At 53.2% G+C, this 24,440-nt stretch carries 20 protein-coding genes and 1 pseudogene; 11 read left to right on the plus strand and 10 right to left on the minus strand.

The window, feature by feature from the left end; all coding sequences use genetic code 11:
- Window positions 1-65 precede the first annotated feature (65 nt).
- A pseudogene (gene rapA, locus BZK41_RS02830) lies at window positions 66-2,803 on the plus strand (RNA polymerase-associated protein RapA).
- Window positions 2,804-2,814: 11 nt separating this feature from the next.
- Window positions 2,815-3,474 carry a bifunctional tRNA pseudouridine(32) synthase/23S rRNA pseudouridine(746) synthase RluA gene (rluA, locus tag BZK41_RS02835; protein ID WP_003018849.1) on the plus strand — a complete coding sequence of 220 codons (660 nt, stop codon included), beginning with the start codon at window positions 2,815-2,817 and terminating at the stop codon, window positions 3,472-3,474.
- Between the two features lie 96 nt (window positions 3,475-3,570).
- Here the strand turns inward: rluA and djlA are convergent, their stop codons facing one another.
- Window positions 3,571-4,386 (minus strand): co-chaperone DjlA, encoded by an 816-nt coding sequence (gene djlA / locus BZK41_RS02840; RefSeq protein ID WP_003845702.1) that lies wholly within the window; start codon window positions 4,384-4,386, stop codon window positions 3,571-3,573.
- Window positions 4,387-4,764: 378 nt separating this feature from the next.
- Between djlA and lptD the strand changes: the two genes are divergently transcribed.
- From lptD to apaH, 6 genes are read left to right on the plus strand one after another with little or no spacing between them, the layout of a single operon-like run.
- Window positions 4,765-7,122, plus strand: coding sequence for an LPS assembly protein LptD (gene lptD / locus BZK41_RS02845; protein WP_079937106.1), 2,358 nt, complete (start codon window positions 4,765-4,767; stop codon window positions 7,120-7,122).
- A 54-nt stretch (window positions 7,123-7,176) separates the two neighbouring features.
- A complete protein-coding gene (gene surA, locus BZK41_RS02850; protein ID WP_079937107.1) occupies window positions 7,177-8,463 on the plus strand; it encodes a peptidylprolyl isomerase SurA in 1,287 nt (428 codons plus the stop codon).
- Window positions 8,463-9,455, plus strand: coding sequence for a 4-hydroxythreonine-4-phosphate dehydrogenase PdxA (pdxA, locus tag BZK41_RS02855; RefSeq protein ID WP_079937108.1), 993 nt, complete (start codon window positions 8,463-8,465; stop codon window positions 9,453-9,455). The genes surA and pdxA overlap by 1 nt, the downstream gene beginning before the upstream one ends.
- A complete protein-coding gene (gene rsmA, locus BZK41_RS02860) occupies window positions 9,448-10,269 on the plus strand; it encodes a 16S rRNA (adenine(1518)-N(6)/adenine(1519)-N(6))-dimethyltransferase RsmA (RefSeq protein ID WP_003829609.1) in 822 nt (273 codons plus the stop codon). Before pdxA ends, rsmA begins: the two co-directional genes overlap by 8 nt.
- Window positions 10,270-10,271: 2 nt before the next feature.
- Window positions 10,272-10,649 (plus strand): Co2+/Mg2+ efflux protein ApaG, encoded by a 378-nt coding sequence (gene apaG, locus BZK41_RS02865; RefSeq protein ID WP_003018867.1) that lies wholly within the window; start codon window positions 10,272-10,274, stop codon window positions 10,647-10,649.
- Window positions 10,650-10,659: 10 nt separating this feature from the next.
- Window positions 10,660-11,508 carry a bis(5'-nucleosyl)-tetraphosphatase (symmetrical) ApaH gene (gene apaH / locus BZK41_RS02870; RefSeq protein WP_079937109.1) on the plus strand — a complete coding sequence of 283 codons (849 nt, stop codon included), beginning with the start codon at window positions 10,660-10,662 and terminating at the stop codon, window positions 11,506-11,508.
- A 66-nt stretch (window positions 11,509-11,574) separates the two neighbouring features.
- Here the strand turns inward: apaH and folA are convergent, their stop codons facing one another.
- From folA to BZK41_RS02920, 9 genes are all read right to left on the minus strand, one after another.
- The gene (folA, locus tag BZK41_RS02875; protein WP_137383754.1) at window positions 11,575-12,054 is read right to left on the minus strand and encodes a type 3 dihydrofolate reductase; all 480 of its coding nucleotides are present in this window, start codon (window positions 12,052-12,054) and stop codon (window positions 11,575-11,577) included.
- A gap of 198 nt (window positions 12,055-12,252) precedes the next feature.
- Complete coding sequence (gene kefC / locus BZK41_RS02885; RefSeq protein WP_008786170.1) at window positions 12,253-14,115, minus strand: glutathione-regulated potassium-efflux system protein KefC; 1,863 nt, start codon at window positions 14,113-14,115, stop codon at window positions 12,253-12,255.
- Window positions 14,108-14,638, minus strand: coding sequence for a glutathione-regulated potassium-efflux system oxidoreductase KefF (gene kefF / locus BZK41_RS02890; RefSeq protein ID WP_079937112.1), 531 nt, complete (start codon window positions 14,636-14,638; stop codon window positions 14,108-14,110). The genes kefC and kefF overlap by 8 nt, the downstream gene beginning before the upstream one ends.
- Window positions 14,639-14,741: 103 nt before the next feature.
- A complete protein-coding gene (locus tag BZK41_RS02895; protein ID WP_003018880.1) occupies window positions 14,742-14,975 on the minus strand; it encodes a YgdI/YgdR family lipoprotein in 234 nt (77 codons plus the stop codon).
- Between the two features lie 90 nt (window positions 14,976-15,065).
- Window positions 15,066-16,409: an MFS transporter gene (locus BZK41_RS02900; RefSeq protein WP_003845694.1), complete on the minus strand. Its 1,344-nt coding sequence runs from the start codon at window positions 16,407-16,409 to the stop codon at window positions 15,066-15,068.
- A 147-nt stretch (window positions 16,410-16,556) separates the two neighbouring features.
- The gene (fixX, locus tag BZK41_RS02905; protein ID WP_079937113.1) at window positions 16,557-16,844 is read right to left on the minus strand and encodes a ferredoxin-like protein FixX; all 288 of its coding nucleotides are present in this window, start codon (window positions 16,842-16,844) and stop codon (window positions 16,557-16,559) included.
- Window positions 16,841-18,127 carry an FAD-dependent oxidoreductase gene (locus tag BZK41_RS02910; protein WP_079937114.1) on the minus strand — a complete coding sequence of 429 codons (1,287 nt, stop codon included), beginning with the start codon at window positions 18,125-18,127 and terminating at the stop codon, window positions 16,841-16,843. Before BZK41_RS02910 ends, fixX begins: the two co-directional genes overlap by 4 nt.
- Before the next feature lie 48 nt (window positions 18,128-18,175).
- Entirely contained in the window at window positions 18,176-19,117 is a 942-nt protein-coding gene (locus BZK41_RS02915) for an electron transfer flavoprotein subunit alpha/FixB family protein (RefSeq protein WP_079937115.1), read from the minus strand.
- Between the two features lie 15 nt (window positions 19,118-19,132).
- Window positions 19,133-19,903, minus strand: a complete 771-nt coding sequence (locus BZK41_RS02920) for an electron transfer flavoprotein FixA (RefSeq protein WP_079937116.1) — start codon at window positions 19,901-19,903, stop codon at window positions 19,133-19,135.
- Between the two features lie 480 nt (window positions 19,904-20,383).
- Between BZK41_RS02920 and caiT the strand changes: the two genes are divergently transcribed.
- The 3 genes from caiT to caiB all read left to right on the plus strand — a co-directional run bounded on the left by caiT (window position 20,384) and on the right by caiB (window position 24,379).
- Complete coding sequence (gene caiT / locus BZK41_RS02925) at window positions 20,384-21,901, plus strand: L-carnitine/gamma-butyrobetaine antiporter (protein WP_079937117.1); 1,518 nt, start codon at window positions 20,384-20,386, stop codon at window positions 21,899-21,901.
- Between the two features lie 34 nt (window positions 21,902-21,935).
- Window positions 21,936-23,078 carry a crotonobetainyl-CoA dehydrogenase gene (gene caiA / locus BZK41_RS02930; protein ID WP_003018898.1) on the plus strand — a complete coding sequence of 381 codons (1,143 nt, stop codon included), beginning with the start codon at window positions 21,936-21,938 and terminating at the stop codon, window positions 23,076-23,078.
- Between the two features lie 83 nt (window positions 23,079-23,161).
- Entirely contained in the window at window positions 23,162-24,379 is a 1,218-nt protein-coding gene (gene caiB, locus BZK41_RS02935) for an L-carnitine CoA-transferase (protein ID WP_003018901.1), read from the plus strand.
- Window positions 24,380-24,440 lie beyond the last annotated feature (61 nt).

Consider the following 24,440-nt stretch of genomic DNA (forward strand, 5'->3'; position numbering starts at 1 on the left):
TAACGGGGACTAGCCCGGAAAATGACGAGTATTGCCTGCAATTAAAGATATAGAGCCGAACATATATGCCTTTTACACTTGGTCAACGCTGGATCAGCGATACAGAAAGCGAATTGGGACTTGGTACTGTTGTCGCCATGGATGCGCGAACCGTCACTTTACTTTTCTCATCGACGGGCGAAAACCGTCTGTATGCGCGCAGTGATTCCCCCGTGACCCGCGTGATGTTCAATCCTGGCGATACGATAACAAGCCATGAAGGCTGGCAACTGCATGTCGATGAAGTAAAAGAAGAAAACGGCCTGCTTGCCTATATCGTATGCCGTGGAGTGGCTTGCGTGGTCAACGTACCAGCCTGATTCCTCACCAGCTTAACATTGCTCATGATGTTGGCCGCCGTCATGCCCCTCGCGTTTTACTGGCAGACGAAGTGGGTTTAGGTAAAACCATTGAAGCCGGGATGATCCTGCATCAACAGCTGCTGTCCGGCGCCGCAGAGCGCGTGCTGATCATCGTCCCGGAGACATTACAGCACCAGTGGCTGGTCGAAATGCTGCGTCGTTTCAACCTGCGTTTTGCGCTGTTTGATGATGAGCGTTATGCAGAAGCGCAGCACGACGCCTACAACCCGTTTGAAACCGAACAACTGGTCATCTGCTCGCTGGACTTTGCCCGTCGCAATAAACAGCGTCTGGAGCACCTGTGTGACGCCGAGTGGGATCTGCTGATTGTCGATGAAGCTCATCACCTGGTATGGAGCGAAGACGCGCCCAGCCGCGAATATATGGCCATTGAACAACTGGCAGAACGTGTGCCGGGCATCCTGCTGCTAACCGCGACACCTGAGCAGCTGGGCATGGAAAGTCACTTTGCACGTCTGCGCCTGCTGGACCCTAGCCGTTTCCACGATTTCACCCAGTTTGTTGAAGAGCAAAAAAATTATCGTCCGGTCGCCGACGCCGTCGCTATGTTACTGGCAGGCAACAAGCTGAGTAACAATGAGCTGAACATGTTAGGCGACATGATCGGCGAGCAGGACATTGAGCCGCTATTACAGGCGGCAAACAGCGACAGTGAAGACGCCCAGAGCGCGCGTCAGGAGCTGGTTTCAATGCTGATGGACCGCCACGGCACCAGCCGCGTGCTATTCCGTAACACCCGTAATGGCGTGAAAGGCTTCCCGAAACGCGAACTGCATACCATCAAGTTGCCGCTGCCAACCCAATACCAGACGGCGATTAAAGTCTCCGGCATCATGGGCGCGCGTAAAAGCGCGGAAGACCGTGCGCGCGACATGCTCTACCCGGAACAGATTTATCAGGAATTCGAAGGCGACACCGGCACCTGGTGGAACTTTGACCCGCGCGTGGAATGGCTGATGGGCTACCTGACCAGCCACCGCTCGCAAAAAGTATTAGTTATCTGCGCGAAAGCCACCACCGCACTTCAGCTGGAGCAGGTTCTGCGCGAGCGTGAAGGTATCCGCGCCGCCGTGTTCCATGAAGGGATGTCGATCATTGAACGTGACCGCGCCGCGGCCTGGTTTAGCGAAGAAGATAGCGGCGCCCAGGTAATGCTGTGTTCTGAAATCGGCTCCGAAGGGCGTAACTTCCAGTTCGCCAGCAATCTGGTGATGTTTGACCTGCCGTTCAACCCGGATCTGCTGGAACAGCGTATTGGGCGTCTGGACCGTATTGGTCAGGCGCATGATATTCAGATTCATGTTCCGTACCTGGAAAAAACCGCGCAATCCGTGCTGGTGCGCTGGTACCACGAAGGTCTGGATGCGTTCGAACACACCTGCCCGACCGGCCGTACCATCTATGACACGGTCTATAACAATCTGATCGGCTACCTGGCTGAACCAGAAAATACCGAGGGCTTTGACGATCTGATCAAAACTTGTCGCGAACAGCATGACGCACTGAAAGCACAACTGGAACAAGGTCGAGATCGTCTGCTGGAGATCCACTCTAACGGCGGTGAAAAAGCTCAGCGGCTTGCTGAAAGTATTGAAGAACAGGACGATGATACTAGCCTGATCGCTTTCGCCATGAATCTGTTTGATATCGTTGGTATTAATCAGGATGACCGTGGCGACAATTTAATCGTGCTGACGCCGTCCGATCATATGCTGGTGCCGGATTTCCCTGGGCTGCCGGAAGATGGCTGCACCATTACGTTCGAGCGCGATGTCGCCCTGTCACGTGAAGACGCACAGTTTATTACCTGGGAGCATCCGCTGATCCGCAATGGTCTTGATCTGATCCTCTCCGGCGACACCGGAAGCAGCACTATTTCGTTGTTGAAAAACAAAGCATTACCTGTTGGTACGCTGCTGGTTGAGCTGGTCTATGTCGTTGAAGCGCAAGCGCCGAAACAGCTGCAGTTGAACCGCTTCCTGCCGCCAACGCCGGTACGCATGCTGCTGGATAAAAACGGCAATAACCTTGCCGCACAGGTTGAGTTCGAAACCTTTAACCGTCAGCTCAGCGCCGTTAACCGCCACACCGGCAGCAAACTGGTCAACGCGGTGCAGCAGGATGTTCATGCCATTCTGCAACTCGGTGAAGCGCAGGTGGAAAAATCAGCCCGCGCGCTGATCGACGCGGCGCGTAAAGAAGCGGACGAGAAGCTGACGGCAGAACTTTCCCGTCTCGAAGCGCTGCGCGCCGTTAACCCGAACATCCGTGATGACGAACTTAGCGCAATCGAAAGCAACCGTCAGCAGGTGATGGAAAGCCTGGATCAGGCGGGCTGGCGTCTGGACGCCCTGCGCCTGATCGTCGTGACGCATCAGTAACGGAGCCATACATGGGGATGGAAAACTATAATCCGCCGCAGGAACCCTGGCTGGTCATCCTGTATCAGGATGAGCACATTATGGTGGTCAACAAGCCGAGCGGCTTGTTGTCTGTGCCGGGTCGTCTGGATGAGCACAAAGACAGCGTGATGACGCGTATTCAGCGTGATTATCCGCAGGCTGAATCCGTGCATCGTCTGGATATGGCAACCAGCGGCGTGATTGTAGTCGCGCTCACCAAAGCGGCAGAGCGCGAGCTAAAACGCCAGTTTCGCGAGCGCGAACCGAAAAAACAGTATGTTGCACGCGTCTGGGGACATCCCGCTCCGGCCGAGGGTCTGGTTGATTTACCGCTGATTTGCGACTGGCCGAACAGGCCAAAGCAAAAAGTGTGTTATGAGACCGGGAAATCGGCGCAGACAGAGTATGAAGTCGTGGAGTTCGCGGCGGATAACACCGCCCGGGTAGTGCTCAAACCCATTACCGGACGCTCCCACCAGTTGCGTGTGCATATGCTGGCTTTAGGGCATCCAATCCTGGGCGACCGCTTCTATGCTCCGCCAGAAGCTCTGGCGTTAGCGCCGCGCCTGTTGCTGCATGCAGAGATGTTAACCATCACGCATCCCGAATACGGCAACAGTATGACGTTTAAAGTCCCGGCGGATTTTTAAACGCAGAGCCAATTGATGCCGGGGGCGCTTCGCTTGCCCGGCCTACATTCATTAACGTAGGCCGGATAAGGCGCAAGCCGCATCCGGCAATTCACCTTACTTAAAGCCTTTCTGTTCTTTGATTAGCTCATATGCCTTTTGAATTTCCTGCGCTTTTTGCTTCGCCATTTCCATCATCTCTGGCGGCAGACCTTTCGCAACCAGTTTGTCCGGATGGTGCTCGCTCATCAGCTTACGGTAAGCGCGCTTTATGGTGGTCGCATCATCGGTCGTTTTCACACCCAGCACATTGCAGGCGTCTTCCAGCGTCGGGCCGCGTTGCGCCTGCTGCCAGCCACCGCCGCCAGACTGCTGCTGATAGCCGCCGCCAAACTGCGCGCCGCCCTGCATCATGCGCAGGAACTGATCAAATTGGGTGCGTGAGATCCCCAACTCTTCAGCAATCACATACAGCACTTCACGTTCGTTAGGATGCAACGACCCATCGGCAAATGCCGCCTGGATCTGAATCTCCAGAAACATGCGGATCAGATCGAATCGACCAAAACAGACGCTGCGAAACTGACGCATCTTTTCACGTAATGGGTAATTATCCGATTTTCCTACCCGGAAGGCGTGTTGTGCAGCAGTTCGCGAGTCACCGTGCAAATTCATCCGATCCATCAACTGGCTGGCGATATGAATATCGGCTTCCGTGACGCGACCTTTGGATTTGGTCAGATGTCCCATCACCTCAAAAGTGGTGGCAAAAAACAGCGCCTGGCGTTCACGTTGGTTGGCAAACCACGCCATTTTGCGCATGCGGGCTTTGTCGAACATGTGGCCAACTAACAGCCCCAGAACCACACCCCAGAAGCCGCCGCCCATCATTAAGGCCACGGCTACACCAATTATCTTTCCCCAATACTGCATAGACTCCCCAAATCTTTATGCTCTCAGCCAGGCTATGTCCCACAATATAAGGTGCTTTTACCGATTTACGGCTGCGGTCAATTGTGGGACATCGCCTATAATTTGCATTATCATACCTGTCATTCAATGCCGTGCCTAACACCACAAACGCTATACACGTTGGATTTCGAGTTGCAGCAAGGCGGCAACGTAGTGAGTCCCCGGAGCTTACCCATGTAAGTGACTGGGGTGAACGAGGAAGACAACGAAGATGCAGCTTGAAAGGTGGCGGGTATAAAATGGGCAGGATTAATACTAGCGAAGTGAAGATGAGATAAGTTAGGCTGTGACCGTTTGTCACGCGCGACGCTACTGATGATGGAACAATAAATACAACGTATGAAAAAACGTATTCCCACTCTTCTGGCCACCATGATTGCCAGCGCCCTCTATAGCCATCAGGGCCTGGCAGCCGATCTCGCCTCACAGTGTATGCTGGGCGTGCCGAGCTATGACCGTCCTCTGGTACAGGGCGAGACTAATGAGTTACCCGTCACCATCAATGCCGATAACGCAAAAGGGAATTATCCCGATGACGCGGTGTTTACCGGCAACGTGGACATCGCACAGGGTAACAGCCGCCTGCAGGCCGACGAAGTGCAGCTTCATCAGAAGCAGGCTGAAGGCCAGCCGGAGCCAGTACGTACCGTCGATGCGCTGGGCAATGTCCACTATGACGACAATCAGGTTATTCTGAAGGGACCGAAGGGCTGGTCTAATCTGAATACCAAAGATACCAACATCTGGGAAGGTGATTACCAGATGGTGGGCCGTCAGGGGCGTGGGAAAGCCGACCTGATGAAACAGCGTGGGGAAAACCGTTATACCATTCTGGAAAACGGTAGCTTTACCTCCTGTCTGCCAGGTTCCGATACCTGGAGCGTTGTCGGTAGCGAAGTCATTCATGACCGTGAAGAACAGGTCGCAGAGATCTGGAACGCCCGTTTTAAACTGGGTCCGGTTCCGGTCTTTTACAGTCCTTATTTACAGTTACCCGTCGGCGATAAGCGCCGTTCCGGTTTCCTGATCCCGAACGCAAAATATTCCACCAATAACTATTTTGAGTTCTATCTCCCGTATTACTGGAACATTGCGCCCAATATGGACGCCACCATCACGCCACATTATATGCACCGTCGTGGCGGTATCATGTGGGAAAACGAATTCCGCTACCTCACCCAGGCGGGTGTGGGCTTGATGGAGTTCGACTATCTGAATTCCGATAAAGTATACGAGGACGAACATCCGAAGGATGACAATTCACGTCGCTGGCTGTTCTACTGGCAGCACTCTGGCGTGATGGACCAGGTGTGGCGTTTCAACGTCGACTACACCAAGGTCAGCGACACCAGCTACTTTAACGATTTCGATAACAAATACGGTTCCAGTACCGACGGCTACGCCACGCAGAAATTCAGCGTCGGCTACGCGGTACAAAACTTTGACGCTACGGTATCGACCAAGCAGTTCCAGGTCTTCGACGCACAAAACAGTAACAGTTACTCTGCGCAGCCGCAGTTGGACGTCAACTATTACCAGAATGACGTCGGTCCGTTTGATACCCGGATTTATGGTCAGGCGGTCCATTTCGTGAACACCAATGACAACATGCCGGAAGCCACGCGTGTTCACCTGGAACCAACGATCAATCTGCCGTTGTCGAATAACTGGGGGAGTATCAATACCGAAGCGAAGCTGATGGCGACGCACTACCAGCAGACCAATCTGGATTGGTATAACAGTAATCCGAAGAACACCAAGCTGGACGATTCAGCCAACCGCGTCATGCCGCAGTTTAAAGTTGACGGCAAAATGGTATTCGAGCGCGACATGCAAATGTTGGCACCGGGCTATACCCAGACGTTGGAGCCGCGCGCCCAGTACCTGTACGTCCCGTATCGTGACCAAAGCCATATCTATAACTATGACTCTTCCCTGCTGCAATCTGACTACAGCGGCCTGTTCCGCGACCGTACCTATGGCGGCCTGGACCGTATCGCTTCCGCCAATCAGGTGACGACTGGGGTCACATCTCGCGTTTATGATGACGCAGCCGTTGAACGTTTTAATATTTCTGTGGGTCAAATCTACTATTTCACCGAGTCTCGCACCGGCGATGACAACATCAAATGGGAGAATGACGACAAAACGGGCTCACTGGTATGGGCGGGCGACACCTACTGGCGCATCTCCGACCGCTGGGGTTTACGCAGCGGGATCCAGTACGACACGCGTCTGGACAGCGTTGCAACCAGCAGCAGCAGTATTGAATACCGTCGCGATGAAAACCGTATGCTGCAGTTGAATTACCGTTACGCCAGTTCGGAGTATATTCAGGCTACTTTGCCGTCTTACTACTCTACGGCAGATCAATATAAAAACGGGATTTCGCAGGTGGGCGCGGTGGCAAGCTTCCCGATCGCCGATCGCTGGTCGATTGTTGGTGCTTATTACTTCGATACCAACGTGAACAAAGAAGCGGATTCAATGCTGGGCCTACAGTACAACTCCTGCTGTTACGCCATTCGTTTCGGCTACGAGCGTAAGCTGAACGGTTGGGATGACAAAATGCAGCACGCGATTTATGACAACACGATCGGCTTTAATATCGAGCTCCGCGGCCTGAGCTCTAACTACGGTCTCGGCACGACTCAAATGTTGCGTTCGAACATTTTGCCGTATCAAAGCGCTTTATGATCTGATTGATTTACAACGTAATCCGCATTGCGGTTAATTAATAATGGAAAAAGTATGAAGAACTGGAAAACGCTGCTTCTCGGTATCGCCATGATCGCGAATACCAGTTTCGCTGCCCCACAGGTAGTCGATAAAGTCGCAGCCGTCGTCAATAACGGCGTCGTTCTGGAAAGCGACGTCGATGGCTTAATGCAGTCAGTAAAACTTAATGCGGGTCAGGCTGGTCAGCAGTTGCCGGACGACGCCACGCTGCGTCATCAGATCCTGGAACGTTTGATCATGGATCAAATCCTTCTACAGATGGGCCAGAAGATGGGTGTTAAAATCTCTGACGAGCAGCTGGATCAGGCTATTGCCAACATCGCCAAGCAAAACAATATGACGCTGGATCAGATGCGCAGCCGTCTGGCACAGGATGGCTTAAGCTATTCAACCTATCGTAGCCAGATCCGCAAAGAGATGACCATCTCCGAAGTGCGTAACAACGAAGTTCGCCGTCGCGTCACTATCCTGCCTCAGGAAGTGGATGCCCTGGCGCAGCAGGTAGGCAACCAAAACGATGCCAGCACCGAGCTGAACCTGAGCCACATTCTGATCCCATTACCGGAAAACCCAACTTCCGACCAGGTTAACGCGGCTGAAAGCCAGGCGCGCTCTGTTGTTGATGAAGCGCGTAACGGTAGTGATTTCGGCAAACTGGCTATTACTTATTCCGCTGACCAGCAGGCGCTGAAAGGCGGCCAGATGGGATGGGGACGTATTCAGGAGCTGCCGGGTATCTTCGCCCAGGCGTTAAGCACGGCGATAAAAGGCGATATCATCGGCCCAATTCGTTCCGGTGTCGGCTTCCACATCCTGAAAGTTAACGATATGCGTGGCCAAAGCCAGAGCATCTCAGTGACTGAAGTTCACGCCCGCCACATTCTGCTCAAGCCGTCGCCGATCATGACCGATCAGCAGGCGCGTCTGAAGCTGGAACAAATCGCGGCAGATATTAAGAGCGGTAAAACTACCTTCGCGGCAGCCGCTAAAGAGTTTTCTCAGGATCCAGGCTCTGCCAACCAGGGCGGCGATCTGGGTTGGGCTGCAGCGGATATTTTCGACCCAGCTTTCCGTGATGCGCTGACCAAACTTCATAAAGGCCAGATGAGCGCCCCGGTGCACTCCTCTTTCGGTTGGCATCTGATCGAACTGCTGGACACGCGTAACGTTGATAAAACTGACGCAGCGCAGAAAGACAGAGCTTACCGTATGCTGATGAACCGTAAATTCTCGGAAGAAGCAGCAACCTGGATGCAGGAACAGCGCGCCAGCGCTTACGTTAAAGTTCTGAGCAACTAATGGCTCGTACTCAACGCGTTGTTATCACTCCCGGCGAACCCGCCGGGATTGGCCCAGACCTGCTGGTTCAGCTCGCCCAGCGCGATTGGCCTGTAGAACTCGTTGTCTGTGCGGATCCAGCACTCCTCAGTGACCGGGCAGTAATGCTCGGTTTACCGCTTTCACTCCTCCCCTACTCTCCAGATACCCCAGCCAGACCGCAATCAGCAGGCACATTGACGCTATTACCGATTGCACTGCGGGCACCTGTTGTCGCGGGTCAGTTGGCGGTAGAAAACGGACAATATGTGGTGGATACGCTGGCTCGCGCTTGCGATGGTTGTCTGCAAGGTGAGTTTGCGGCGCTGATCACCGGTCCGGTTCACAAGGGCGTAATCAATGACGCAGGCGTTCCGTTTACCGGGCATACTGAGTTTTTTGAAGAGCGTTCACAGGCAAAGAAAGTTGTTATGATGCTGGCGACCGAAGAGCTGCGCGTTGCCCTGGCAACCACGCATTTGCCGCTCAGAGCCGTTGCCGACGCCATTACGCCCGCCCTGCTTCAGGAAGTCATCGGCATTTTGCATCATGATTTACGCACCAAGTTCGGCATTGCCGATCCGCATATTCTGGTGTGTGGTCTTAATCCGCATGCTGGTGAAGGCGGTCATATGGGAACGGAAGAGATAGACACCCTCATTCCGGTGCTCGATGAACTGCGTGCGCAGGGGATGAAATTAAACGGTCCGCTGCCCGCAGATACGCTGTTTCAGCCCAAATATCTCGACCACGCGGATGCCGTGCTGGCAATGTACCACGATCAGGGTCTCCCCGTGCTAAAATACCAGGGATTTGGCCGCGGTGTGAATATCACGCTAGGCCTGCCCTTTATTCGCACATCCGTCGATCACGGTACCGCACTTGAACTCGCGGGTCGTGGACAAGCAGATGTCGGCAGTTTTATTACGGCGCTTAATCTCGCCATCAAAATGATTGTTAATACCAATGAATAATCGAGTCCATCAGGGCCATTTAGCCCGTAAACGTTTCGGGCAGAACTTCCTCAACGATCAGTTTGTGATCGAAAGTATTGTCTCTGCTATCAACCCGCAGAAAGGTCAGGCTATGGTCGAAATCGGCCCAGGCCTGGCGGCATTGACCGAACCAGTAGGCGAACGTCTGGACAAGCTCACGGTCATTGAGCTCGACCGCGATCTGGCAGCACGCCTACAGACACACCCGTTTTTAGGGCCTAAGCTGACGATTTATCAGCAAGATGCCATGACCATGAACTTCGGCGAACTGGCACAAACGATGGGGCAGCCGCTGCGTGTATTCGGTAACCTGCCGTATAACATCTCCACGCCGCTCATGTTCCATCTTTTTTCCTATACTGATGCCATTGCCGACATGCATTTCATGTTGCAAAAAGAGGTGGTCAATCGTCTGGTTGCAGGGCCAAACAGTAAAGCGTATGGTCGATTAAGCGTCATGGCGCAGTATTACTGCAATGTGATCCCGGTACTTGAAGTACCGCCTTCTGCATTTACGCCTGCGCCTAAAGTTGATTCAGCCGTTGTGCGTCTGGTCCCTCATACGACGATGCCGTACCCGGTTAAAGATGTTCGTGTGCTGAGCCGTATTACCACCGAAGCGTTTAATCAGCGCCGTAAAACGGTACGTAACAGTCTCGGCAACCTGTTTAGCGTTGAAGTACTGACAGAGCTGGGCATTGATCCGGCGATGCGAGCGGAAAATATCTCTGTCGCGCAATACTGCCGGATGGCTAACTATCTGTCAGAAAACGCGCCATCGAAGGAGAGTTAAACATGATCAATTCGCCCCGAGTGTGCATTCAGGTACAAAGCGTCTACATTGAAGCGCAATCCTCACCTGATGATGAACGTTACGTTTTTGCTTACACCGTAACTATCCGCAATTTGGGGCGAGCGCCTGTGCAGCTGTTGGGGCGTTATTGGTTGATCACTAATGGTCATGGCCGCGAAACCGAAGTTCAGGGTGAAGGCGTGGTTGGCGTCCAGCCCCACATCGAACCCGGCGAAGAGTACCAGTACACCAGCGGTGCGGTGATTGAAACGCCGCTGGGCACCATGCAGGGTCATTACGAAATGATCGATGAACAAGGCATCGCCTTTACTATCGACATTCCCGTATTCCGACTCGCCGTTCCAACACTCATTCATTAAAACAATAACTATGGCGACATACCTTATTGGCGACGTTCACGGTTGTTACGATGAACTGGTAGCCTTGCTGCATCAGGTAGACTTTAATTCCGAAAAAGACACCCTATGGCTCACCGGCGATCTGGTCGCTCGTGGACCGGGCTCGCTGGACGTTTTGCGCTACGTGAAATCACTGGGCGACAGCGTGCGGTTAGTATTGGGTAATCACGATTTACACCTGCTGGCCGTATTTGCCGGTATCAGTCGTAATAAACCTAAAGACAGGGTCACATCGCTGCTCGAAGCACCGGATGCCGATGAATTACTTAACTGGCTCCGCCGTCAACCGCTGTTGCAGGTAGATGAAGAGAAGAAGCTGGTGATGGCGCATGCCGGTATCACCCCACAGTGGGACCTGCAGACGGCAAAAGACTGTGCTCGCGATGTTGAAGCCGTGCTGTCGAGCGACTCGTATCCATTCTTCCTTGATGCGATGTACGGCGACATGCCCAATAACTGGACCCCGGAACTCACGGGGCTGGCGCGCCTGCGTTTTATTACCAACGCCTTTACCCGCATGCGTTACTGCTTCCCCAACGGTCAGTTGGATATGTACAGCAAAGAGTCACCAGAAGAGGCACCTGCCCCGCTGAAGCCATGGTTTGCCATTCCTGGACCTGTCAGTGAAGCGTACAGCATTGCATTCGGGCACTGGGCATCGCTGGAGGGTAAAGGCACACCAGAAGGTATTTACGCGCTGGATACGGGGTGTTGTTGGGGAGGCGATCTCACCTGTCTGCGCTGGGAAGACAAACAGTACTTTGTGCAGCCATCAAATCGCCATCTGAATCTGGATCCTGGCGAAGCAGTCAACGCCTGATAGTCGTTTGCCGGATGCGGTGCTCGCACCTTATCCGGCAAACGAATATGCCATCAGGCACCCAAATTAACGACGCTCCAGAACCTCGAAGCAGTAGCTGTGAGAGTTTTGCGCGTCGGCATCGTGGAATTCACTGAACACCGATTCCCAGTCATCCGGCTCGTAGTCCGGGAAATGCGTATCCCCTTCCACTTCAGCGTCAATATGCGTCAGATACAGTTTCTGCGCTTTTGGCAGGAACTGCTCATACACACGCCCACCGCCAATTACCATAATTTCAGGCTCATCGCCGCAGGCTGCAATTGCTTCATCCACAGACTTCACCCACTGCACGCGATCGTCGGTGCCAGGCTTACTGCTGATGACGATATTTTTACGCCCAGGTAACGGTCGCCCGATGGATTCCCAGGTGTGGCGTCCCATGACAACCGGCTTGTTTAAGGTATTACGTTTAAACCAGGCGAGATCGGCAGGGAGGTTCCACGGCATGGCGTTCTCCATACCGATGACGCGATCTACCGCTAACGCCGCAATCAGACTGATCATTGAATATTTCCCGGATACAAAAAAATTGTCGCCACTATACGGAAAGCGCAATCTTTCGTCGACTGGCGGAAAGAGGATGAACAGGAAAATTTTCCGTTCTGCTGGCGAACCGACCTATTTATGGTGGTACGCCAGCATTACAGTAGTTCAAAAACAGCCAATTAGCAGTAAAGTTTGCAGAACATCACATTTTTTACCCTATGCTGACGGTTTCACTTCCGGCTCATCGGCGACGTCGCCCGTATGCTTACCTTCATCCGTGCCTTGCCAGCCATGGCGCTGAATTAACGATAAGTGCTGACGATCTTCCGCAATAATTTCACTCAGCATTGCGCTGGTGCGTTTATAAACGGCCGCGCGGGAAGTCGCGTCATTTTCCCCTTTCACCATCTCCTCTACCATCATGGTATTGAATCGGCGGAATACGTCGGCCCGCTCACGCGCCTCATAGCGACCAAGGCCGAGCCCCTCCAGCGCCAGACGTCCAGTCTTCAGTGCACCTTCAAAGGTTTCACGTTCCGGCATATCCACGCCCGCCTGGCGCAGGCGAATGTAATGATCCACGTCGCGCGCACGAGCAATAATTTGCAGATGCGGGAAATGCTCTTTCACCATTTCGGTTAACTGCAGGCTGGTTTGCGGATCGTCAATGGCATTAATAATGACTTCAGCTTTCGCCGCCCCGGCAGACTCCAACAGATCCATCCGGGTCGCATCGCCATAGAAAACCTTCATGCCGAATTTACGCAGCGTTTCGATATGGTCCGGGTCATGATCAAGAACCACCATTTTGACACCGCTGGACAACAACAGACGACCGGTTATCTGGCCAAATCGCCCAAATCCAGCGATGATCACCCGCGGTTGCTCCTCATCGATTTCATCGGCTTCCCGCTCTTCCTCAGTCGCCGACTTTTCCAAACGCGTCAAAATCACCAGCAAAATCGGCGTAGCCGCCATCGACAACGCCACCGCCAGCGTCAGCGATTTCGCCCAGTCAGGATCGAGCACATTTGCCATTTGCGCCGCGCCAAACACCACAAAAGCAAACTCACTGCCCTGCCCTAATAATACGGCAAACCAGCGGCGCTGCTTGTTCGGCACCTGCAACGGTTTCGCTATCAACCACAGCATGACGGTTTTAATAACCAGGAAACCGACCAGCAAAATGATAATGCGCAAGGGATTATCAATCAGCGTACCAAAGTCGATAGACATCCCCACACCGATGAAGAATAGTCCCAGCAGCAGACCTTTAAACGGCTCAATGTCGCTTTCCAGCGCATGCCGATACTCAGAGCTTGCCAGCAGCACCCCGGCCAGGAATGCCCCCATCGCCATCGACAATCCAACCTCTTCCAACAGCAGACCGAAGCCAAACACGAGGAACAGCGCAACGGCACTAAATACTTCCCGCAGGCCCGAACGGGCGACAAAACGTAAGGCCGGACGTGTGACATAACGCCCCAACACCACCACCAATACCAGTGCGCCCGCTACCTTAAGGGCAGACAATGCAAACGCCCCAAGCGTTGTCGATGCACCGCTCGCTGCCAGTAACGGAATCATCGCCACCAGTGGAATAGCGGCGATATCCTGGAACAGCAGCACGGCAAACGCGCTGCGGCCCATTTGTGAAACCATCAGGTTGCGTTCATTCATCGCCTGCATAGCGATAGCCGTAGAGGAAAGCGCCAGCGTCATGCCGATCAGTTCCGCTACCTGCCAGCGCAGGCCGAGGAACATACAGAACACACCAATCAGGCCCCCGCATACCACCATCTGTAGCGCGCCGCCGCCGAACACCGAGGCTCGAAGTTTCCACAAACGTTGCGGATCCAGCTCCAGACCGATGACAAACAGCATCAGCACCACACCGATCTCCGCAAAATGCAGGATGGATTCCGCATCCGTCACCAGCCTCAGGCCCCATGGACCGATAATGCACCCGGCGATGAGATACCCCAGTACCGACCCGAGTCCCAACCGTACGGCGATGGGGACAATCAGTGCCGCCGATCCGAGGTAAATCAGCGCCTGTATCAGCGTATGGCTATCCATGGTGTGCCTCCTGCCATTCCATCAGACGCTGTTTGTAGTGACGCGCCTGCGCTTGCAGGGTTTCATCATCACAGATAAACGTACAGTGCATCGCAAACGGCGGCAGCCATTTGAGGCCGCAATAGAGCGCTGTTGCCTGTAAAGGCTGGGAAAGCACATCAAATCCGGGATGGGAGCCAATATCGAAGTGGTTTTCACCGCCGCCGGTCGTCACCGCCCACAGCAGATGTTTACCGTGCAGCGCAGTTCCACCGTGGCCGTACGCCCAACCGTGTGCAAGGACCTTGTCCATCCACAGCTTGAGTAATGGAGGTGTGCTGTACCACTGCATCGGATGCTGCCAGATGATCAAATCAGCGCGTGCCAGTGCATCCTGTTCAGCGGCAATATCGATATTGAAGTCGGGGTAGAGCTGGTAGAGCGAGCGGATCTCCACGCCCTCCAGCGTCCTTGCCTGTTCAAGCATCCGCTTATTCGCATGCGAGTGCTGCGGATAGGGATGCGCATAAATGATGAGGATCATGATTAGCCTGTTTCACTGCATTATTGTAATAACAGTGAGTTTAGTCACTTAATCCGCAGGCTAACAGTCAATATTATTGAGTGGCTGAATGGAGAAAACTGAACTAGTTATCCAGCTCACTCATATCCTTAACCTGATCGCGGTTAATCTGTTCCGTCTTACCCGTCTGGGCATTTTTGTACGATACCAGGCCAGTATCATCATCGACTTGCGGTTTGCCGTCAGTGACAATCGTTTTACCATCGGTGGTTTTAACCGCCTGGTTTGAGGAACAACCGGCCACGGTAAACAGTGCTGCTGCGGTAAAAATAGAGGTGATCAGGATATGTTTTTGCATGGTGTTCTCCCTGCTTTTCAGTTGTTTTCAGTGATATACCTGTTAACTGTAGTCTAACTTACTGAGTTGCAGGGAAAATACAGAACACTCCTAATAGCCCGCCCGGGTCACGGGCTTACTGCGAATCGTCATTTGACTGGTTTGCGCCAGCGTCAGACCTCGTGTTTCCGGGGCGAAGGCGATGGACACGAGCAGGCCAATCAGCGAAATTCCTGCGCCCATCAGCATGACATTGCTGATCCCGTATTTGGTGATGAATACCGGCAGCGCCCAGGTTGAAACAATGGTGCCGATGCGGCTTAAGGACATGATCACCCCGACGGCAGACGCGCGAATATCGGTAGGGAACAGTTCATTTGGGTACAGCCACTGCAGATTTCCCGGTCCCCCCGAGAAAAACGCGTACACGGCAAACGCCAGCACCACCAGCCACGCCCCCATATCAGGAATTAACCCCAGCACGGCCAGCGCCAGCGTCATCATTATAAAGCTGCCAATTAACAATGGCCGACGGCCCGCGCTATTGAGCCAGAACATGGGCGGAATGCACCCCAGCATAAAGCACAGGCTTATCACCACATTGCCCAACGCCGCGCTTTTCCCGGCACCAAGCCCCAACAGTCCAACAATCTGCGGACCAAAGGTATAAATGGCGAACATCGGGATCACCTGGCAGGTCCAGATAGCGGCGACAAACAGTACAAACGGAAAATGGCGGCGGTTAAACAGCTGTAGGAAGCGCGTCTCCTGCGGTGCCTCTTCGTCGAACACCACCGGTTCGCCGAACAGTTTGATCATCATCGCTTCACACTCTTTCACCCGACCTTTACGCAGCAGCCAGCGCGGCGATTCAGGAAGATCGAAGCGCCCAATCAGGATCAAAATACAGGGGATCACCGCGCTGCCCAGCATCCAGCGCCATCCGCCCTCAACATCATACAGCCAGTAACCGACCAGATCGGCACAGGTAGCGCCGACATACCACATCGCGGCGATAAAACCGATGGAGAAAGCGCGTTGGCGGGTATTGGAGAACTCGGTAATCATCGAGGTGGCAATCGGATAATCGGCACCAATCACAATGCCGATCAACACGCGCATCACCAACAGCTCAACGGGCGAGGAAACAAACATGGTTGCCGCCGATATCACACCAATGGCGATAATATCGATGATGAACATTTTGCGCCGCCCGACCTTATCGGAAATGTAGCCAAACAGCGACGTCCCCACAAACAGACCGGCGAGAGTGCCAGCACCCAGCAGACCAATCCACTGTGCGTCCAGTTTCAATGCTGGCGTGAGCTGTTCCAGCGCCACGCCAATCATCACCAGCACATAACCATCCAGAAATGGCCCACCGCTTCCCCACAGCATTATCCGGCGGTGAATAGAGGTAAATTTGATGTCATCAAAGTTCCTGGGCTGCTGCATAGCGACTTCCTGTTTCAACACGGGCAAAGCGTCATCTGTAAGCCGGATAAGGCGTTTACGCCGCCATCCGGCATTGGCGCCACATGATTGCCGGATGGCGACGCTAACGCGTCTTATCCAGCCTACGGGTGCACAACCTCGTACTTATTAGCCGTAGCGAAACTCCACGCCAAATGTCCCGCGCGGGTATTCCCACTTTTCCAGCGCTGTATCAAGTCCGAGAATGCGGCACGTTCCGCATTCCAGGCATCCGGCATAATCAAAACGGACGCTGCCATCGTCCTGCTTTTTATACAGTCCGGCTGGACAAGCCTTAATTAGCACTTCCAGCGCTTGTTTATCAGGATCGGTTTTGAGAATGATATGCGGGCTTTCTTCATCCACATTGAACTTATTGACGCCCAGTTTGACGTCCACATTGACGGGAGATGTCATAATACGGTCACTCCTTTCAGGCCATCTTTCATCAGGTTGATGAAGCCCACTTTCTTCGCATGGCGCAGGATTTTTTTGCGCATTGGCACCGGAGCGGAACCATCCACGGTGAACAGGTCGCGCGCGATACTGACCGCCATTTCGGGATAGGCGGTAAACATGCGTGGGTTATCAAGGAAAGCGGGAAGCTTCTGATACATGCGCATATCGCGCATTGGACCATCATCGAGATTCTGACGGTATTCGCCCAGCGACTGCTTGCTGAAGTCGTCGCGCTTCATCGCGGAAAGCACCGTTTTCGCCGCCGCTTCGCCTGCGGATATGGCGAGATCCATACCGCGGATGGTAAAGCCGAGGTTCATACACATTCCGGCAGCATCACCGGCAATCAGTACTCCGTCACCCACCAGTTCAGGCTGCATATTCATACCGGCCTCCGGTACGACGTGCGCGGCATATTCCACCAGCTTGCCACCGGCGATAAGTGGGGCAACCGCCGGATGCTGTTTTAAATCTTCCAGCATTTGCGGGACCGATTTTTTAGCATCTTTCAGATGATGAAGCCCGCAGACCAGCCCCAGAGAAAGGGTCGTTTCATTCGTATAGAGGAAGCCCCCGCCCATCAGGCCATCGGTCGGTGAACCGGCAAACAGGCAGGCTGCGCCTTCGTTCCCCTGTAACTGGAAACGATCTTCAATCACCGATTTCGGCAATTCGATCAGCTCTTTTACGCCAACGGCAACATGAGATGCCTCAACGCGCCTGGCCATGCCCAGTTTTTCTGCCAACAAAGAATTCACCCCGTCAGCGAGGATCACCACTTTGGCTTCCAGAATATCGCCGTCGGCTTCCACGCCCACGACTTTGCCTTCTCGCTGCACAACGTTATCCACGCGAATACCGGTGATAAGCTGGGCTCCCGCTTCCTCGGCCTGCTCCATCAGCCAGGCGTCAAATTTGCTGCGTAAGACGGAATAAGAAACCTGCGACGATGCGGCCTCTTCACCATTGCAATAGTCGATGGTCATCGCCCCTTTGTCGGTCATAAAGGCGAGTTTTTCGTGGGTAATTATGCGTTCAATGGGAGCCTGCTCAGCAAAACCGGGAATGATGCGCTCCAGGCTATGCGCATACATGCGCCCACCGGTGACATTCTTCGCGCCAGCAGAATTGCCGCGCTCGATGACCAGCACCTGTGCACCTTCCCGAGCCAGCACCAGCGCCGCAACCGAACCGGCCAGACCTGCACCCACGATGATGGCATCAAAGATATCTTCGGACATACGTACTCCTGTCAGTGGCAGGATACTTTCGCACCCTGCCCGAATGGTTTAACGCGCCAGAGCAGCCGTCAGCGCAGGCAGGATCTTCAGCGCATCGCCAACGATGCCAAAATCTGCGTACTGGAAGATCGGCGCATTTTTATCTTTGTTGATGGCGAAAATCGTCTGCGCGCCGTTGGCGCCGACCATATGTTGGATCTGCCCGGAGATCCCCACGGCCAGGTACAGTTCTGGTTTGAGCATCAGGTTGGAAATGCCGACGTAGCGTTCGTGCTCCATCCACTTCTCGTTTTCAGCCACCGGACGCGAACAGGCCAGCTCAGCGCCAATGGTCTGGCACAGTGCTTCAGCCAACGAGATATTTTCTTTGCTACCAATACCGCGTCCCACGCTGACCACCAGACGGGCTTTGTCGAGATCGACGCTGTTGCTCTGACGCGCCTGAGTTGCCGTACGGGTCACGGCAATAGCCGGAGCCTGCCACTGGACGGTGTGCACCTCGCCGCTGCGGGCGGTATCCACTTGCTGCGCGTCAAACGTTCCGCTGCTGAGTGTGATAACAGCAAACGGTGAAGCGATTGTTTCTGCTCCCATCGCCAGGCCGCCGTAGACCATATGTTTGACCGCTGCTTTTCCATCCTCCACCGCGACTGCGCTGGCGTCGTTTGAAACCGCAGCCGACAAGCGAAAGCCCAGCTTTGCCGCTAACAGCTTGCCCCGACGCGTATTCGGCAGCAGCACCGCGCCGCCCTCGCTGTGCTGACGAATGGTCTCGGCCATCGCATCGGCGTAGTCTTCAACCATACGGTCTTCTGGTTTGCCGCTGAGCAGCCAGACATGAGCTGCGCCTAAATGGCATGCCGCCGCGCTGTCCTCATCGCTGAGTACAAATGTGTTAACGTTTTCACCTAAAGCCTGCGCACCATTCATCAGTTCCGGCAGACGAGAAGGGGTATCGCTGAATACCCAGACACTGGAAAATTTGTTCATAACATCCCCTGATAATTAAATGATTTTGCGAAGATTCTCGACAAACGCGGCAATCTGTTCTTCACCGTCACCTTCAATCACAACGCGCTGACGCTCGCGCTGCTTCGGTGCGGCAACCTGTTGTTCGGAATACGCTTGCGCGCCGTTCAGCCCAATGTCCGCAGACGACCAGACCTGAACCGGTTTTTTCGCCGCGCCAAGAATGGCTTTCATGGAAGGGATTTGAGGGGTGTTGATGTCAGTAGAGACCGCGATCACCGCCGGAAGCGGGATACTCAGGGTTTCAACTTCATCTTCCAGTTCACGCTCTACCGTCAGCGTGTTGTCGGTAAGAGAGAGGATTTTACTCACGCCGTTAATCGCCGGCACGTTCAGCATTTCGCCCACCAGCAGACCAACCTGCTGAGCATAAAGATCGGAAGAACCGTCGCCGCAAATAAGCAGATCAAAACCTGACTTTTGTGCGGCGGCAGCCAGCACGGTGGCGGTTTGTTGCGGCAGCGCCTGTTCAAATTGTTCGTCAATGACAACAATCAGTTCATCAGGGCCACGGGAGAGCACGTCTTTGCGCCCTTTTGCATTGGTCAGCGCTTTGCCGCCGACGCTCATGGCCACAACCTGAGCCTCTCCCACCTGCTGTTTCAATTGGCAAGCCGCTTCGATCGCATTCAGATCATATTGGCTGATTTTGCCATCCGCTTTGCTGAAATCGAGTGTTCCATCAGCATTATTAATCGCAATATCCTGCTCATCAGGTACGCATTTGTAGCAAGTAATTATCTTCATTGCATCTCCAGAAATCATGAAGGAAACGTATTTATATCGGCGGTGTTAAATACAGATATCACGCTCTTTAATTCGGAAATAAAACATTAATCACCAATATTGAAAATGTCACACATTGATATTCGTAACTTTCAATAGTGTTATGTACTTCACCAATATTGAAAGAAACATGTCAAATACGAAAATTTTCAATATTGTTTGCTGGTTCAACAATATTGAACGTCAGTCACTTAAAAAAGTTAAAAAATCAACATCAACACAATGATTAATAAAGAAAATACCTGGATTTTCAGACAAAATAACCAGCATAAAAAAGTGTGACGCAGATAACAGAATAGCCGGAAATGAATACCCATTATGAATTACTCACTGAGGCGCCCCAGAGGTTAAAAAGTTATCAACAAATCATTAATAACAAATAAACAAACGATCACATACGGGCACGCTAAATAAATTTCGTTTTCACACTGGAATTCACTTATGAAAAATGAAAAGAGAAAGTCGGGAATTGAACCGAAGGTTTTTTTTCCGCCATTAATAATTGTTGGGATACTTTGTTGGCTAACAGTAAGAGATCTTGATGCCGCTAACGTCGTTATTAATGCGGTATTCAGTTATGTCACCAACGTCTGGGGTTGGGCATTCGAATGGTATATGGTCATCATGCTCTTCGGCTGGTTCTGGTTAGTCTTTGGCCCGTATTCGAAAAAGAAATTAGGTGACGAAAAACCCGAGTTTAGTACCGCCAGCTGGATTTTTATGATGTTCGCGTCCTGTACATCCGCCGCGGTGCTGTTCTGGGGTTCCATTGAGATCTACTACTATATCTCTACCCCGCCGTTTGCTCTCGCCCCCAACTCCGTTGGCGCAAAAGAGATAGCTCTGGCGTACAGCTTGTTCCACTGGGGACCGCTGCCGTGGGCAACCTACAGCTTCCTTTCAGTCGCATTCGCCTACTTCTTCTTTGTACGCAAAATGGACGTTATCCGTCCCAGTTCCACGCTGGTGCCATTAGTGGGCGAGAAGCATGCCAAGGGCTTGTTCGGCACCATCGTTGATAACTTCTATCTGGTGGCGCTGATCTTCGCGATGGGAACCAGCCTCGGTCTCGCTACCCCGCTGGTAACCGAGTGTATGCAATGGCTGTTCGGTATTCCGCATACGCTGCAACTCGACGCCATCATCATTACCTGCTGGATCATATTGAACGCTATTTGCGTGGCCTGCGGCCTGCAAAAAGGGGTCAAGATTGCCAGCGACGTACGTAGTTACCTGAGCTTCCTGATGCTCGGCTGGGTGTTTATCGTCAGCGGCGCCAGCTTCATCATGAACTACTTCACCGACTCGGTCGGCATGCTGCTGATGCATCTGCCACGCATGCTGTTCTACACCGATGCCATCGGCAAAGGCGGCTTCCCGCAGGGCTGGACTGTTTTCTACTGGGCGTGGTGGGTTATTTACGCCATCCAGATGAGTATCTTCCTGGCGCGTATTTCTCGTGGTCGTACCGTACGTGAACTGTGTTTCGGGATGGTGCTGGGCCTGACCGCATCAACCTGGATCCTGTGGACCGTCCTTGGCAGCAACACGCTGCTGCTGATGGATAAAAACATTCTCAACATCCCGCAGTTGATTGAACAACACGGCGTGGCGCGCGCCATTATCGAAACCTGGGCTGCTTTACCGCTCAGCACCGCCACCATGTGGGGATTCTTTATCCTCTGCTTTATTGCCACCGTCACGCTAATTAACGCCTGCTCCTACACCCTGGCGATGTCCACCTGTCGCGAAGTTCGTGATGGTGAAGAACCGCCGCTGTTGGTGCGTATCGGTTGGTCCGTTCTGGTCGGCGTCATCGGCATCGTTCTGCTGGCGCTGGGTGGGTTGAAGCCCATTCAGACCGCAATTATCGCCGGGGGATGTCCGCTGTTCTTCGTCAACATCATGGTGACGCTGTCCTTTATTAAAGACGCCAAAGTGCACTGGAAAGACAAGTAATTCTTATTAACCCAATTGATCAAGAGGCTGAAAGATGGATTTCAACTTAAATGACGAGCAGGAACTGTTTGTCGCCGGTATTCGTGAACTGATGGCCAGTGAGAACTGGGAAGCTTATTTTGCCGAGTGCGATCGCGACAGCGTCTACCCTGAGCGTTTTGTAAAAGCGCTGGCGGATATGGGCATCGATAGTCTGTTGATCCCGGAAGAACACGGTGGGCTGGAAGCGGGATTTGTCACCGTTGCCGCCGTCTGGATGGAACTCGGACGTCTTGGCGCGCCAACTTACGTGTTGTACCAATTACCAGGCGGTTTTAACACTTTTCTGCGTGAAGGGACTCAGGAGCAAATTGATAAAATCATGGCGTTCCAGGGGACCGGTAAGCAGATGTGGAACTCTGCTATCACCGAACCGGGAGCGGGATCGGATGTTGGCAGTCTGAAAACCACTTATACACGCAAAAATGGTAAGGTTTATCTTAATGGCAGTAAGTGCTTTATCACCAGTAGCGCCTATACCCCGTACATCGTAGTGATGGCGAGAGATGGTGCATCGCCGGATAAACCTGTTTATACCGAGTGGTTTGTTGACATGAGCAAGGCGGGTATCAAGGTCAACAAACTGGAGAAACTCGGTCTGCGCATGGATAGCTGCTGTGAAATCACCTTTGATGACGTTGAACTGGACGAGAAAGACATGTTCGGTCGGGAAGGTAATGGCTTCAACCGTGTGAAAGAAGAGTTTGACCATGAACGCTTCCTCGTCGCGCTGACCAACTACGGTACGGCAATGTGCGCTTTTGAGGACGCCGCGCGTTATGCCAACCAACGCGTACAGTTTGGCGAAACGATCGGCCGTTTCCAGCTGATCCAGGAGAAGTTCGCGCACATGGCGATCAAACTGAATTCCATGAAAAACATGCTGCTGGAAGCCGCATGGAAAGCGGATAACGGCACCATTACCTCGGGTGACGCGGCAATGTGTAAATACTTCTGCGCCAATGCCGCGTTCGAAGTGGTAGACACCGCTATGCAGGTACTGGGCGGAGTAGGCATCGCGGGTAACCATCGCATCACGCGTTTCTGGCGTGACCTGCGCGTTGACCGTGTTTCTGGTGGTTCTGACGAAATGCAGATCCTGACGTTGGGTCGTGCGGTACTTAAGCAATACCGCTAATTCAGCACGATTAGTAGGCCGGATGGCGGCGCGAGCGCCTTATCCGGCCTACATGGACACCCATAAATGCCAGGAGAAAAATGATGAATCATTTACCAATGCCAGCCTTTGGCCCGCTTTCCGGGGTACGCGTTGTCTTTTCAGGGATCGAAATTGCCGGTCCGTTCGCCGGACAGATGTTCGCCGAATGGGGTGCTGAGGTTATCTGGATTGAAAACGTCGCATGGGCCGATACCATCCGTGTGCAGCCTAACTATCCACAGCTCTCACGCCGTAACCTGCACGCCCTGTCGCTGAATATTTTCAAAGATGAAGGTCGGGAAGCGTTTCTGAAGCTGATGGAAACCACCGATATTTTCATTGAAGCCAGTAAAGGCCCGGCCTTTGCCCGCCGCGGTATTACCGATGAAGTGCTGTGGGAACATAACCCGAAACTGGTTATCGCCCACCTTTCCGGCTTCGGCCAGTTTGGTACCGAGGAGTACACCAATCTTCCGGCGTATAACACCATCGCACAGGCATTTAGCGGCTATCTGATCCAAAACGGCGACGTGGATCAGCCAATGCCAGCCTTCCCGTACACCGCCGATTACTTCTCTGGGATGACCGCAACGACAGCGGCGCTGGCGGCCCTGCACAAAGTGCGCGAAACGGGTAAAGGTGAAAGCATCGATATCGCTATGTACGAAGTGATGCTGCGCATGGGTCAGTATTTCATGATGGATTACTTCAACGGCGGCGAAATTTGCCCACGCATGACCAAAGGCAAAGACCCGTATTACGCTGGCTGCGGCCTGTATAAATGCGCCGATGGCTATATCGTCATGGAGCTGGTCGGCATCACGCAAATCAACGAGTGCTTCAAGGATATTGGCCTCGCCCACATTCTTGGCACACCGGAAGTCCCGGAAGGCACCCAGCTTATTCATCGTGTGGAATGCCCTTACGGCCCGCTCGTGGAAGAGAAACTGGACGCCTGGCTGGCAACGCACACCATCGCCGAAGTCCAGGCGCGCTTTGCTGAGCTGAACATCGCCTGCGCGAAGGTGCTGACCATTCCAGAACTGGAAGGCAACCCGCAGTACGTTGCCCGTGAATCTATTACTCAGTGGCAAACGATGGACGGTCGCACCTGCAAAGGACCGAACATCATGCCGAAATTTAAAAACAACCCGGGGAAAATCTGGCGCGGCATGCCGTCACATGGCATGGATACGGCCGCCATTCTGAAAAACATTGGTTATAGCGAAGCAGACATAAATGAGCTGGTCGGCAAAGGCCTGGCCAGAGTTGAGGAATAAACGCGACGCGCTGACCGCTCATTGGTTAGCGCTCACGCCTGATTTCAGTGGATAAAGCAAT

Source organism: Citrobacter sp. A316 (assembly GCF_002042945.1).
In the GTDB taxonomy this organism is placed as follows: domain Bacteria; phylum Pseudomonadota; class Gammaproteobacteria; order Enterobacterales; family Enterobacteriaceae; genus Citrobacter; species Citrobacter portucalensis.